This window comes from Geodermatophilus sp. SYSU D00815 (genome assembly GCF_054050035.1).
This window is the reverse complement of sequence record NZ_JBJGYO010000003.1, coordinates 100,610-114,741: the sequence shown is the minus strand read 5'-3', so window position 1 is coordinate 114,741 and position 14,132 is coordinate 100,610. Positions and strand designations below refer to the sequence as shown.

Genomic DNA, 14,132 nt, shown 5'->3' with positions numbered 1-14,132 from the left:
TGGGACGCGCTCAGGCGGTCAGGAGGCCGGTGTCCTGCCGGCTGAGGCGGCCGGAGGCGAGCGCGGCGTCGAGGGCGGCCTCGAGCACCGGGGTGAGCGTCGGCGTGCGCCGCTTGCACCCGAACACCGCCGCGGCCTGGGTGAGCAGCTCCTCGCGCGCCATGCCCGCCGCCGCCCGGCACAGCGCCGCCATGGCGTTGCCGATCTCCTCCGGCGGCACGTGCTCCAGCGGCCGCTCGGTGCTCGACGCCTGCCGCCGGAAGGCCGCGTAGGACGACCGCTCGACGCCGTCGGGCCACATCCACACGTCGGCCAGCGCCGAGGGCGGCAGCACCGAGAGGATCGCGGTGCGGCGGGCCTCCGTCACGCGGGTCAGGCCGAACGCCCCGGCGGTGAGCCGCACCAGCCGGTCGACGTGGATCGGCCCCTCGGCCTTGATGCCGGCGGTGAGCACGCGGCGCACGGTCCGCACCGACCGCGCGGCGGGCAGCTCGTCGAGCACCGCCTTCTCGCCCGCGGTCCGCGGCGCCCACGGCACGAACGGGGTCTCGCCGTCCAACGCGGCCGGGGCGGGCGACGCCTTCGGCGCGGGCCGCGGCTTCGGCGCGGGGGCCGGCGGGGGGACGGCCACCGACGCGGACACCGCCCCGCGCAGCGCCGCCACGTTCCTGACCGGCTCCCTCGGCGGGGCCTCGTCCCGGGTGGCCCCGTCCCCGGAGGGCTCCTCCCCGGCCGCGTCCCCGGGAACCGCGACCGCGGCCACGGCCGGCTCGACCGGCGCGGGTGCCTCGACCGGCGGGGCCTCGACCGGCGGGGCCTCGACCGGCGGGGCCTCGACCGCCTCGACCAGCCGGTCGAGGACGGCCTCGCGGTCGGCCAGCCAGGCGGGCAGCCACACGCGCTCCACCACCGGCCAGCGCAGCATGCCGCCGAGCACCTCGACCGGCAGCCCGTCGCGGTCGCCGACGGTGCGCCGGCGCGCCCACGACGGCCCGTCGAGGAGCACCGCCATGACCGGGGTGTCGGGATCGGCGGCGCGCGCGACGGAGAGGTCGATGCGGAACTCCGACAGGCCGACGTCGGTGCGCACCACCAGACCGCGCGAGCGCAGCCCGGCGGCGACCTCCTCGCGGTGCCGGTCCACCGTCGCCGTGGAGCGCGCGCCCAGACCCGAGCTGCGGGGCAGCACGTCGGTGCCCATCGCGGCGAGGTCGAGGTAGGCGCGCAGGTGCTTGATGCCGACCGACGACGTCTCCTCGGCCCGCAGCTGGCCGGGGTCGAACGAGGAGAAGACGACGACCTGCCGCCGCGCGCGGGTGACCGCCACGTTGAGCCGCCGCTCGCCGCCGACCCGGTTGAGCGGGCCGAAGTTCAGCGGCAGCTGCCCCTTCTCGTTCACCGAGAACGCGGTGGAGAAGAAGACGACGTCGCGCTCGTCGCCCTGCACGTTCTCCAGGTTCTTGACGAACAGGCCCTCGCCGTCGGAGCGGTCCAGCGCCTCGGTCAGCCGGTCGTCGTCGGCGTCGCGCAGCAGCGTCTCGATCAGCGCCCGCTGCTGGGCGTTGAAGGTGACGACGCCGATCGACGGCGGGAGGTCCGGCGAGAGCGCGAAGCGCCGGCGGATCTCGGCGACGATCGCCTCGGCCTCCACCGGGTTGGTGCGCAGCAGCCGCCCGCCGCCCGAGCGGTGGAAGGTGCCGTCCACCCGCACCAGGGAGACCCCGCGGCCGTCGGGCGCGGCCGACGGGCGGCCGTGGGTGGGCGCGGGGAACGAGGCGAGCCGGTTGTCGTAGTACTGGGCGTTGGAGAACGCGATCAGCGACTCGTCCTGGCTGCGGTAGTGCCACGACAGCCACTGCCGCGGCACCCGCGCCTGCACGCACTCGCTGAGGATCGACTCCTCGTCCTCGACCGCGGTGCCGCCGAAGTCGCCGGCCTCGTCCTCGGCGCCGGGGGTGGGCTCGGCGAACGACGTCGGCGGCATCTGCCGGGAGTCGCCGACGACGACCGCCGACCGGGCGCGGCCCAGCGCGCCGATGGCGTCGGCGACCCGGATCTGCGACGCCTCGTCGAAGACCACGATGTCGAACAGCCGGCTCTGCGCGGGGAAGAACCGGGCCACCGAGTCGGGGCTGACCAGCACGCAGGGCATCACCGCGGTGATCAGGTCGCCGTACTCGGCCAGCAGCTGCCGCACGCCCAGCCCGCGCCGCTGGCGGGCCAGCTCCCGCTGCAGCGCGCCGACCCGCCCGGCGCCGAGGGCGGCGTCGAACGGCCGGGCCCCGATCACCGCCGCCGGCAGCGCCGAGGTCAGGTGCCGGCGCACCGCCTGCGACGCCGCGGTGAACCGGCGGATCGCCTTCTCGTGGAACTCCGGGTCGAAGGTGTCCAGGCCGGTGGCGTCGCGGCGCTCCTCCACCGAGGCCGCGGCGACGCCCCGGTCGAACGCGCGGACGGCGTCGTCGGCGAGCACCGTGCCGGTGACCAGCAGGTGCCGGGCCTCGAGCAGGCCGGCGGTGCGCAGCGGCTCGAGCGTGTCGAGGAAGGTCACCCAGCGGCGCAGGGACATCAGGCCGGGGTGCTCGACGCCGCGCTCGGGGCGGGTCATCGTCCAGCGCAGCACGATCCCGTCGTCGCCGGTCCACCGCGACAGCGCGGGGGAGGTGGCGCGGCAGACCTCGAGCAGCCGCACGACGGCGTCGCGCAGCCGGGTCACCCGGGCCGCGCCGGCGGGGTCGTCGGTCTCCCCGGCGACGATCAGCTTGCGCAGCGCGACGTGGAAGGCGGCCGAGCCGTCGACGGCGACCGCCGCCCGCCGCAGCCAGCCCACCTGCCGGTCGATCAGGCCCGGGTCGAGGAACGGGTTCCAGCCCACGGGTATGCGCAGGCCCGGGATCGACGCCGCCCGCTGCGCCATCGCCGTCATCCCGTTCTGCACCCGCCACAGGCCCTCGACCAGCCCCGGGACCTCCTTGGGCCGCACCTGCGCGCCGGGCTTGAGGTAGGGCACCAGCCGGTCGCGGACGGCGAGCAGCTTGCGCCGCCGGCCGAACCAGCCCGAGGCCGCGGCGGTCTGCGCCTGCACGTAGATCTCGGCCAGCGGCAGGGTGAGCGCCTCCGGCGTCGCGACGTCCATGCCGGGGTGCCGGAACGCGGTGAAGGCCGCGACCTCGCCCTGCACCGCCGACGTCGCCGCCGTCCACCACTCGGTGAACGTCTCGTCGAGGACGTCGAGGCCCACCGGCGGGCCGGTGAGCAGGTGGGCGACGGCGTCGAGGTCCTCCGGCGTGCGGGCGTGCCGCAGCACGCCCGCCAGCCCGGTGCCGACCGGCAGGTCGCGGACGGCGGCGTCGACCTCCCGGGCCGCCGCGTGCGCCGCCGGCAGGTCGACCAGCGGCGAGTCGACGAAGGCCCACGGGTGCCGCGGCGACGGGCGGGTGAGGTCGGCGATGTCGGGCAGCAGCACCAGCGCCCGCCGGACCGCGGCGAAGGTCTCGTCGGAGGCACCCGCCACGAACGGCAGCGGCACCGGCAGCGGCGCGACGTCGGGGCCGGCCGACAGCTGGGCGGTCCGGGCGGTGTACAGCGACAGGCCGGCGGCGTTGGGCGCGTGCAGCCGGTCGGCGTAGCGGGCGAGCAGCCGGCGGGCGCTGCGCAGGTCCTCGCCGTCGGCGGCCAGGCCCTGGCTGTCGACGGCGACGGCGTGCTCCAGCGCCTCGCGGATCTGCGCCCGCACGGCGCCGGCCTTGCTGCCCTTGTCGTGCAGGTCGAGGGAGAACGGCCCCATGCCGACCGCCTCGAGCCGGCGGGCGACGACGTCGAGCGCGGCCCGCTTCTCGGCGACGAACAGCACCTTCCGGCCGTCGGCGACCGCGCGGGTGAGCAGGTTGGTGATGGTCTGCGACTTGCCGGTGCCGGGCGGGCCCTCGAGCACGAACGTGCGCCCGGCGGTGGCCTCGGCGATCGCCCGCAGCTGCGACGCGTCGGCGGGCACCGGCAGCTGCGCGGCCAGCTCGTCGAGGTCGGCGAACTCGCCGCCGCCCCGGACCGGGTCGTCGAACGGCTCGTCGGGCTCGTGGACCAGGTGCTGCACCAGCGCGTTGCGCGCGAAGTCGGCCCAGTGCTCGTCGAGGTCCTTCCACAACCGGTACTTGGCGAACTGCAGGATCGCCAGGTCGGCGGTCGGCTCGACGCGGTAGGGCAGCCGGTAGCCGACCAGCGCCGTCCGCACGGCCTCCAGCGCGGCGTCGAGGTCGATGCCGGGGCCGTCGGCGGCCAGCTCGTTGAGCCGGGGGACGACGACGCCGTGCAGCTGCCGCAGCTTCTCCAGCAGGCAGTAGTTGGGCGTGCTGGAGCCGGCCTCGTCCAGCGTGATGCGGTAGGGGCCGGTGCGGCTGGTCGGCGTCACCGTCACCGGCACCAGCACCAGCGGCGAGCGCAGCGGCCGCCCGTCGAGCTCCCAGACCAGGCTGCCCAGCGCCAGGTAGAGGTTGTTGGCGCCGGTCTCCTCGACGACCGTCTTCGCCTTGTAGGCGAGGGTGCGCAGCTTCGACAGGTAGCCGGCCTCGGAGACGTCGGCGTGCACCGAGCGGCGCTCGACGAGGGCCTCGGCGAGCTGCTCGGCGGGCAGGTCGCGCGCGGTGGCGGCGCCGCGCTCGCGGGCGACCGCGGCCAGCTGGTCGCCGGGCAGGAGGGTGAGCGGCGTCCCGTCGTGGACGAAGTTCTCGAGGATGCCCAGCGACTCCGCCGGGACGACCAGCGGCAGTCCGGAGCGCCCGGAGTAGTTGATCAGCCGGTTGCGCAGCGACAGGTCCAGCAGCGCGTTCTTCCACTGCTGCACCCGAGGCGGGGCGTCGGGCCGGGCGGCGCCCGCGTGCGGCACCGCGGCCGGGGACGCGTGCCGGTGCGCGGCGGGCCGGTACTCGACGATCTTCAGGACCCCGTCGGCGTCCCGGGCGCGGGCCGGCAGCGGGAGGATGCCGTCGCGGCGGGCCCGGTGGACGTCGGTGACGCCGAGGACGCGGTCGAGGTCGCCGGCCAGCCAGGTGGTGTAGGCGGGCCGGTGCAGGTCGGTGCCGCCCTGCTCGGCGCCGCGCTCGCCGAGGGTGGTGAGCAGGCGGGTGTCCACCAGGCCGATCAGGCCCAGGTCGACCAGGTTCACCAGCGGGGCGACGTCGGTGGTCGCCGCGCTCTCGGCGCCGCGCTCCTCCCGCCAGTAGCCGAGGAAGGCCCCGCCGCCCCCGCCGGCGCCCTCGGCCAGCCAGAGCATCGGCCGGATCCCGGCCTGCTCGAGCGCGGCGGCGAGCAGCACGACGGTGTCCAGCGGGGTGGCGACCCGCCAGGTGAGGACGTCGCCCGGGGAGCGGACCTGCTGGCCGATCTCGATCCAGCTGGCCGGGGGCTCGCTGTGCCGGATGCCGTGGTCGCGCACCGCCTCGCCGAGCGCGGCGACGATCGCGTCGACCCGCTCCGGGCCGCCGTCGTAGCCGTCGACGAGGTCGCTGCCGGTGTCGCGGTCGAGGATCGCCGCGGCCTCCCGCAGCAGCCCGTCGACCGCCGGGTGGTTGGGCTGCACGTGCGCGGCGAGCATCTCCAGCGCCAGCGGCAGCGGGGTGGCCAGCCACTGCTGGGCGGCCAGCACCTGCACCGGCGTGCTCGCGTGCCCGAGCACCCGCTCGCCCGCGGCCACCTCGACGTCGATCACCCCGGGGCGCTGGCTGTCGACCTGCAGCATCGCGGCCGGGTCGAGGGTGAGCGCGACGTCCTGCAGGACCGTCGTCCGCCCCTCGTCGAGGTCGGCGGTGAGCTCGACGACGGGGCCGATCGGGCCCTCCGGGTCGCGGACCGACAGCCGCACGGTCGCCCCGGCCACCGCCGCGGCGGAGGACAGCGCCAGGCGGCTGACCACCGGCACCCGGTTGTGGGCGAGCGCGTAGCTCAGCACCGGGGTGCTCGTGAGGTCGATGGTGACCGACGCCGCCGGGACGACGACGTCGTCCGTCCGGAGGTCAGCGGTGTCCACGGGATCTGTCTACCGGGTCAGGACGGACCAGTCCGCCCTCGGGTCGGGTGTCTGTGACGGATGTGACGCGTGCGCACGGTGGATGCCCCGGATCACAGCGTGGACACGCTGCGGAGGGGCCCGGGGACGCCGCGTGCACGCCGATGGGTGTTCTGCGGGCCCTCAGGCGGTGGCGAGCCAGAGGTACTGCGTGCGCTCGGCGGGAGAGTCGCACTCGCCGACGAGGACCGCGACGACGCCGTCCCGGCCGGAGAACAGGTCGCGCACCCCCTGCCCCTCGCACTCCAGCGGCAGCGCGGCCCCGACCTCCCCGGTGGCGAGGTCGACCGGCTGCACCGCGGCCTCGGTGTAGAGGTGCGCCCACCCCTGCCCCGGCTCCACCGCCAGGCCGTGGCCGACGTACCCGTCGGGGTGGTCGGCGAGGGCGACGGCGGAGGACGCGCCGTCGCCCACGGCCAGCACCCGCGGCCCGTCGCGACCGACGACCGTGAGGAACACCGTGCCGTCGACGCCGGCGGCGACCGCGCGCGTCTCGACCGACGGGCCGGGGTCGGTCACCTGCACGACGCCGGTCGGCTCGAGGTCGCCGTCGTAGGACAGCACCGTCGGCAGCAGGGCCTCCTCGTCGGCGGCCGAGGGCGTGGCGTCGAACACCAGCGACGCGCCGCCGTCCGGCCGCGCGACCAGGCCGCGGCTCCACACGCCGCTGGTGTACGTCGACAGCGACGCCAGGTCGGGGACGACGTCGCGCTCGGCCAGCACCTCGCCCGAGGCGACGTCGACGGCGAACAGCCGCCCGACCTCCTGCGGATCGGGCCGGCTGTCGGTCTCGTGCAGGCTGTAGCCGACGTAGAGGTAGAGGGTCGCGCCGTCGGGCGAGAGGGCCGACTGCTCGTAGGAGAAGTCGGTGCCCTGCGCGTGCGGCAGGACGACGACGACGTCGGCCTCGCCGGTGGCCGGGTCGACGACCTCGTAGCCGTAGTCCGGCGTCTCCCCGGGGCCGCCGGAGGAGTCGGCGGCGAACTGGCCGGCGACGAGCACGGTGCCGTCGGCCAGCGGGTGCATGCCGGACACCTCGGAGACGGTGGGCACCACCACCGAGCCGGTCACCGCGAAGCCGTCCCCCGTGGCGCCGACGGTCACCATCCGCATGCCGGTGTAGTCGTCGTCGCGGAGCACGACGTGCGCGCCGCCGTCGAGGGACGCGGTCGCGAACTCGCTGAAGGAGCGGTCGACGCCCGGGTACGCGGAGCTGAGCTCGACCGCGTGCAGGGTGGCCGCCGGGCCGGCGGACGGCGGCGCGCCCTCCGGCGGGCCGGCGTAGACCGGCTCCCCGGTCGACGCCGCGGTGGGCGGTGAGGACGGCAGCTCGAACGCCGCCGCCGCCGGGCCGCCGGTGCGGGTCACGACGGGGGCGCACCCGCTCACCGCGGCCGCCACCAGCACCAGCACCGCTCCCGCACGTCTCGACACGGGCGCGTGTTCTAGCACGGCGGAACGGCTCCGCAGCGGATCCCCGCGCCGCGCCCCCCTGCTCAGGGCCGGCCGGCGTGCGGCACCTCCACCTCCGTCGTCACCAGGACCGCCTCCCGGACCGGCGCGCGGGTGTGCTCGAAGAAGTCCGGGGCGGCGGCGGCGAGCAGCGTGCGGCCGTCCTCGCCGCCGAGCATGCAGGCGAAGACCCCCATGCCGTCCGGGCCGGGGATCTCGTCGACGACCGCGCCGCCCGGGGCCACCCGGACCACCCGGCCGTGGAAGCCGTCGGCCACCCAGACGTGCCCCTCGGCGTCGAGGGTGCAGCCGTCCGGGCCGAGGACGATCTGCGGCGCCCGCTCCTCGATGCTCGAGCCGGTGGGCAGCGGCCCGAACCGCGCCCAGACCCGCCGGTTGGTCAGCGACCCGTCGGCCGCGACGTCGAAGGCGCTGAACCGGTTGCCCCAGGTCTCCCCGACGATCAGCGTGCCGTCCGGCGTGATCACCGCGCCGTTCGGGAAGTGCAGGTCGTCGGCGACGACGGTGACCGTGCCGTCGGGGTCGACCCGCTTGAGCGTCGTCGGGACGACGGCGCCGCCGCCCATCAGGTCGAAGCCGAAGTCGCCGACGAACACGTGCCCGGCGTCGTCGACCACGCAGTCGTTGAGCGGGCCGCCGCAGTGCTCGCCGAGGTCGGCCAGCGTGGAGAGCCGCCCGTCGGCCAGTCGCAGCAGCCGCCGGTCCTTCATCGAGACGACGACCATCGACCCGTCCGGCAGCCAGCCCAGCCCGGAGGGCTGCTGCTCGACCTCGGCGACCACGGTGCCCGCGCCGTCCGGCGTGACGCGGGTGACCCGGTGCGTGTAGAAGTCCGAGACCCACCACGCGCCCTCGTGCCAGCGCGGGCCCTCGAAGTAGGAGCCTCCGGTGAACAGGGTGCGCCAGGACCGCGTCGTCATGCGCCGGACGTTAGGTCATCCGGGTCGGCCGGCGAGCTCCGCGACGGCCTCGGTGAGCACGGTGAGCGCCGGCTCGTAGTGCTCCGGGGCGGTGTACTCGTCGGGCGCGTGGCTGATGCCGCCCCGGCTGGGGACGAACAGCATCGCCGCCGGCACGTGGGCGGCCAGCACCATCGCGTCGTGCCCGGCGCCGCTGACGAGCTCCACCACCTCCGCGCCGGCGGCCGCCACCCGGCGGGCCAGCAGCGCCCGCAGCTCGGGGTCGAGGTCGGTCGCGGGGTGCTGGAAGGTGGGGGCGACGTCGGCGGAGAGCCCCTCGGCCTCGGCGGCGTCCTCGACGCAGCCGCGCACCAGCTCGTCGGCCCGCTCCATCGCCACCGCCGTCGGGCCGCGGACGTCGACGGTGAACCGGGCGGTGCCGGGGATGACGTTGGCCCCGCCCGGCTCCACCTCGATCCGGCCGACGTTGACGGTCATGCCCTCCTCGGCCCGGATCGCGTCGCGCAGGGCGAGCAGCGCGCGGGCGGCGCCGGCCAGCGCGTCGGCGCGGGCGTCCATCGGCGTCGTGCCGGCGTGGTTGGCGGCGCCGGTCAGGGTGACGACGTACCCGGCCATGCCCACGATCGCCGAGACGACGGCGACCCGGTGGCCGGCACGCTCCATGCGCGGGCCCTGCTCGATGTGCAGCTCCAGGTAGTGCCCCACGCGGTCGACGGCGGCGGCGCGGGGCAGGTCGGCCGGGTCGCTGCCGGCCGCCCGCATCGCGTCGCGCAGCACCACGCCGTCGGCGTCGGCGCGGTCGAGGAAGTGCCCGACGTCGTCGCCGCAGAACGCGTGGCTGCCGAACATCGACGCGTCGTAGCGGGTGCCCTCCTCGTCGTCGAACGCCACCAGCCAGACCGGACGGCGCGGGGTGAAGCCCCGCTCGCGCAGCCGGCGCAGCACCTCCAGGCCGGCCAGCACGCCGAACGCGCCGTCGTAGCGGCCGCCGTCGGGGACCGTGTCGAGGTGCGAGCCGACGACGACCGCCGTCGCGTCCGGCTCGGCGCCGGCCCACCGGCAGACGACGTTGCCCGCCGGGTCGACGCCGGCGTCCATCCCGAGCTCGGTGGCGCGCGCGACCAGCCAGGCGTTCGCCTCGGCCAGCTCCGGTGACCAGGCCACCCGGGTGACCCCGCCGGAGGGCCGGCCGCCGATCGCGCCCAGCTCGTCGACCCAGGCCGCCAGTCGCTCGCTCATGCCGCCGCCCTACCCCTGCGGCGCGGGCGCTAGTGCTGTGCGTGCCGGGTGCATGCAGAGCACCAGCGTGCGGGAGCCGGGGTGCTCGCCGCCGTCGACGGCCTACCCCGGACGCTCGTGCTCTGCCCATCACGGTGGGCAGAGCACGAGCGTGTTCGGGGAGGGGCGATGGGTGGTCGTCCCGCCCGGCGGCACCGATGAGGCCGCGCCCGCCGGTCCGTCCAACTGGTGAGGCCTCGCGACGGCGCCGGGCCCGGTCCGCGCAGGAGGCCCCCATGAGCACCGACACCGCCACCCCCGATGCCCGGGCCGCGGCGTTGCGCACCCTCGACCGCCTGGTGGGCGCCTGGACCGTCTCCGGCCCCGACGGCCTCACCGGGGAGGTGCGCTACGAGTGGATGGACGGCGGGTGCTTCCTGGTCCAGCACGTGGACCTGCGCTCGGCCGGTGACCACACCCGCGGCGTGGAGTACATCGGCTACGACAGCGACGACGGCGAGCTGCGCTCGCACTTCTTCGGCGCCCGCGGGGAGGTCCTCGAGTACACCTACCGCGTCGAGGGCGACCTGCTGCGCATCTGGTTCGGCGGGACGGACTCCCCGGCCCGCTTCGAGGGGCGGTTCGGCGCCGACGGCACGACCAACGCCGGGGCCTGGCGGTGGCCCGGCGGCGGCTACTCCTCCACGATGACCCGCGCCGGCTGACCGGTCACGTCCCCGAGAAGCGCTGCTCCAGCTCCTGCACCTCGGGCAGGCCGATGAGGTCGGTGAACTCGCCGAACGAGGGCAGGCCCTGCAGCGGGGGCACGCCGTCGGCGCGCAGCTCGGCGAGCAGGGCGCGGATGCCGGCGGTCGCGGCCAGCAGCGTGCCGATCGGGTAGAGGACCAGCGCGAAGCCGAGCTCGGCGATGCGGGCGAGCGGCAGCGGGGGAGTCCGGCCGCCCTCGGCCCAGTTGAACACCAGCGGCGCGACCCCCCGCAGCTCCTCGGCCACCCGCGCGACGTCGTCCTCCGAGGTCGGCGCCTCGACGAAGAGCAGGTCGGCCCCCGCGTCGGCGAACGCCCTCGCGCGGCCGATCGCCTCGTCCAGGCCGGCGACCGCGACCGCGTCGGTGCGGGCGATGACCACCAGGTCGGGGTCGTGCCGCGCCTCGACCGCCGCCCGGATCTTGCCGACCATCTCGTCGAGCCCGATCAGCGCCTTGCCGCTCATGTGCCCGCACTTCTTGGGCATCACCTGGTCCTCCAGCTGCACGCCGGCCACCCCGGCCTGCTCGTGCAGCTGCACCGTGCGCAGCACGTTGATCGCGTTGCCGTAGCCGGTGTCGGCGTCGGCGATGACGGGGACGTCGACCGCCGCGACGATCCGCCGCGCGTTGTCGACCATCTCGCTGCCGGTGAGCAGCCCGACGTCGGGGCGGCCGATCAGCGACGCGGTCGTCCCGAAGCCGGTCATGTAGACGACGTCGAAGCCGGCCTGCTCGACCAGCCGGGCCGAGAGCGCGTCGTAGGCGCCCGGCGCCAGCAGCGGCTCAGGGCGGGACAGCAGCTCGCGCAGCCGCGCCCGCGGGTTGCCGCCCGTGCTCAGCAGGTTCCCCACAGCCGCCTCCTTGTATGCATCCACGTCCGCGTCCCGCGAGGCCATTGCCCTCGGCGACGGCGCGGCCCTAGGTTTGCACACAATCTCCGGGGGGTGTGACGGGTGACACGGTCCTTGACGTCAGCCGGGCGGACGCTCGCGACGCTCCGGGAGCTCATCCTCGACGGCGACCTTCGCCCGGGCACGCGGCTGGGCGAGGTGGAGCTGGCCGACCGGCTGGGGGTCAGCCGGACGCCGGTCCGCGAGGCGCTCACCCGCCTGGCCGCCGAGGGCCTGGTCGAGCTCGCGCCCAACCGCGGCGCCCGCGTGGCCACCTGGACCGTGGCCGAGCTCGAGGGCGTCTTCGACCTGCGGGCCGCCCTCGAGCCGCAGCTCACCGGCTTCGCCGTCGCCCGGGCCACGTCCGGGGACGTCGAGGACCTCGAGGAGCTCGCGCGGCGGATGCTCGTCGTCGGTCTCCCGGGCCCCGGCCAGGACCTCGACGCGCTGATCCCGCTCAACCGCGCCTTCCACGACCGGCTCGTCGCGCTCGCCGACCACCCGGCGCTGGCCACCGCCCTGGCGGCGGCGATCCACCCGCCGATCGTGCTGCGCAACTTCCACACCTACGACGAGGCGTCGCTGCGCCGCAGCCTCGCCCACCACGCCGAGATCGTCGCCGCCGTCCGCGCCGGCGACGCGGTCTGGGCGCGGGCCGTCATGACCGCGCACATCAGCAACGCCCGGGCCGTCATGGTCCGCGCCGCCCGTGAGCAGGCGGTCCGAGAAGAGGAGGCCCCATGAGCTACCGGCTCGGTGTCGACGTGGGCGGCACCTTCACCGACGTGCTGCTGGTCGAGGAGGGCAGCGGCGCCACCTGGCGGGCCAAGACCGCCTCCACCCCGGCCGACCAGGCCGTCGGCGTCCTCACCGGCATCGGCAAGGTCTGCGCCGAGGCCGGGATCGGGCTGGCCGAGGTGGCGCAGGTGCTGCACGGCACCACGGTCGCCACCAACGCGATCCTCGAGGGCAAGGGCGCCACCGTCGGCCTGGTGACGACCAGGGGCTTCCGGCAGGTGCTGCAGATCGCCCGCTCGTTCGTCCCCGGCGGGCTGGCCGGCTGGATCATCTGGCCCAAGCCCGAGCCGCTGGCCGACCTGCAGAACACCGTGGAGGTCGACGAGCGCATCGCCAGCGACGGCGGCGTGGTCCGCCCCCTCGACGAGGACGACGTCCGCGCGCAGCTGGCCACGCTGCGGGGGCGCGGCGTCCAGGCGCTCGCGGTCAGCCTGATCAACTCCTTCGCCGACCCGGCGCACGAGCGGCGGATCGCCGAGCTCGCCGCCGAGCTGCTGCCCGGCGTGCCGGTCTCGCTCTCCTCCGACGTGCTGCCCGAGCTGCGCGAGTACGAGCGCACGCTGACCACCGTCGCCAACGGCTACGTGCAGCCGCAGGTGAAGAAGTACGTGCAGAACCTCTCCGACCGGCTCACCGAGGGCGGCGTCGGCGGCGAGCTGGCGATCCTGCGCAGCGACGGCGGGCTGCAGTCCGCGGCCGCCGCGGTCGCCGCCCCGGTGACCATGCTGCTGTCCGGCCCGGCCGGCGGGGTCACCGGCGCGGTCTGGGTGGCCGAGCAGTGCGGCTACTCCGACCTGATCACCTTCGACATGGGCGGCACCTCGACCGACGTCGCGCTGGTGCAGGGGCTCTCCCCGCGGATCGGCCGGGAGACCAGGGTCGGCGACCTGACCGTGCGGGCGTCCAGCGTCGACGTGCGCACCGTGGGCGCCGGCGGCGGGTCGATCGCGCACGTGCCGGAGCTGACCAAGGCGTTGCGGGTGGGCCCGCAGTCGGCCGGCGCCGACCCGGGCCCCGCGGCCTACGGCAAGGGCGGCGTGGAGCCGACGGTCACCGACGCCAACGTCGTCCTCGGGTACCTGCCGTCGGCCCTGGCCGGTGGCGAGATCACCCTGGACGTCGAGGCGGCGCGGGCCGCGGTGAGCAAGATCGCCGAGGCGATGGGGCTGGAGTCGCCCGAGGCCGCGGCCGCCGGGGTCGTCGACATCGTCAACGAGAACATGCTCGGCGGGCTGCGGCTGGTGTCGGTGCAGCAGGGCTTCGACCCGCGCGAGTTCGCGCTGGTCGCCTTCGGCGGCGCCGGCCCGCTGCACGCCAACGCGCTCGGCCGGCTCACCGGCGCCTGGCCGGTCATCGTGCCGCCGTCGCCAGGGGTGCTCTGCGCGCTGGGCGACGCGACCACCAGCCTGCGCGACGAGACCGCGCGCACCGTGCTGCGCCGGTTCGCCGGGCTGCCGGGCGCGGAGTTCGCGCAGGTGCTCCGCGAGCTGGCCGCCGACGCGGGGCAGCGGCTGGCGCGGCAGGGGCTGGAGCCGGCCGCGCAGACGGTGCGGTACTCGGTCGACGTCCGCTACCACGGGCAGGGCTTCGAGATCCCGGTCGAGGTCGACCCCGCGTGGCTCGACGGCGAGGACGCGCTGGCCCGGCTGGCGCAGACCTTCGACGCCGAGCACGACCGGCTGTTCGGCTTCCTGCTCGAGGTCGACCACGAGCTGGTCAACGCCCGGGCCACGATCACCGGCCCGCGGCCCGACGTCGCGCCGGTCCACCTCGAGCAGGGCGACGGGGACCCCGCGGCGGCGCTGGTGACCAGCCATCCGGTCCACGTCGGCGGCGAGCAGGTGACCGCCGGCGTCTACGACCGGGCGCGGCTGCGCGCCGGCGACGTCGTCCGCGGCCCGGCGATCGTCACCGAGATGGACTCCACCACCCTCGTCCTGCCCGGGCACGCGGCCACCGTGCACGCGTCGGGCTCGCTGCTCATCACCCCGGAGGCGTGAGAG

Annotated in this window: 8 protein-coding genes; 3 read left to right on the top strand and 5 right to left on the bottom strand. The window is 76.1% G+C overall.

What is annotated here, in order from left to right; translation table 11 throughout:
- Window positions 1–10 precede the first annotated feature (10 nt).
- The 4 genes from ACI78S_RS05085 to ACI78S_RS05070 form a co-directional block, all read right to left on the bottom strand.
- Window positions 11–6,022, bottom strand: a complete 6,012-nt coding sequence (locus ACI78S_RS05085; RefSeq protein WP_456971134.1) for a DUF4011 domain-containing protein — start codon at window positions 6,020–6,022, stop codon at window positions 11–13.
- 162 nt (window positions 6,023–6,184) lie between these two features.
- A complete protein-coding gene (locus ACI78S_RS05080; protein ID WP_456971133.1) occupies window positions 6,185–7,495 on the bottom strand; it encodes a hypothetical protein in 1,311 nt (436 codons plus the stop codon).
- Window positions 7,496–7,557: 62 nt separating this feature from the next.
- Entirely contained in the window at window positions 7,558–8,454 is an 897-nt protein-coding gene (locus ACI78S_RS05075; protein WP_456971132.1) for an SMP-30/gluconolactonase/LRE family protein, read from the bottom strand.
- A 15-nt stretch (window positions 8,455–8,469) separates the two neighbouring features.
- Window positions 8,470–9,693: a hydantoinase/carbamoylase family amidase gene (locus ACI78S_RS05070; RefSeq protein WP_456971131.1), complete on the bottom strand. Its 1,224-nt coding sequence runs from the start codon at window positions 9,691–9,693 to the stop codon at window positions 8,470–8,472.
- A 275-nt stretch (window positions 9,694–9,968) separates the two neighbouring features.
- On the opposite strand from ACI78S_RS05070, the gene ACI78S_RS05065 reads away from it, so the two are divergent.
- A complete protein-coding gene (locus ACI78S_RS05065) occupies window positions 9,969–10,397 on the top strand; it encodes a hypothetical protein (protein WP_456971130.1) in 429 nt (142 codons plus the stop codon).
- Between the two features lie 4 nt (window positions 10,398–10,401).
- Here the strand turns inward: ACI78S_RS05065 and ACI78S_RS05060 are convergent, their stop codons facing one another.
- On the bottom strand, window positions 10,402–11,292 hold the full coding sequence (locus ACI78S_RS05060) for an isocitrate lyase/PEP mutase family protein (protein ID WP_456971129.1): 891 nt from the start codon (window positions 11,290–11,292) through the stop codon (window positions 10,402–10,404).
- Between the two features lie 102 nt (window positions 11,293–11,394).
- Here ACI78S_RS05060 and ACI78S_RS05055 point away from each other — a divergent pair, with 102 nt between their 5' ends.
- On the top strand, window positions 11,395–12,075 hold the full coding sequence (locus tag ACI78S_RS05055; protein WP_456971128.1) for a GntR family transcriptional regulator: 681 nt from the start codon (window positions 11,395–11,397) through the stop codon (window positions 12,073–12,075).
- Window positions 12,072–14,129, top strand: a complete 2,058-nt coding sequence (locus ACI78S_RS05050) for a hydantoinase/oxoprolinase family protein (RefSeq protein WP_456971127.1) — start codon at window positions 12,072–12,074, stop codon at window positions 14,127–14,129. The genes ACI78S_RS05055 and ACI78S_RS05050 overlap by 4 nt, the downstream gene beginning before the upstream one ends.
- Window positions 14,130–14,132: the final 3 nt, after the last annotated feature.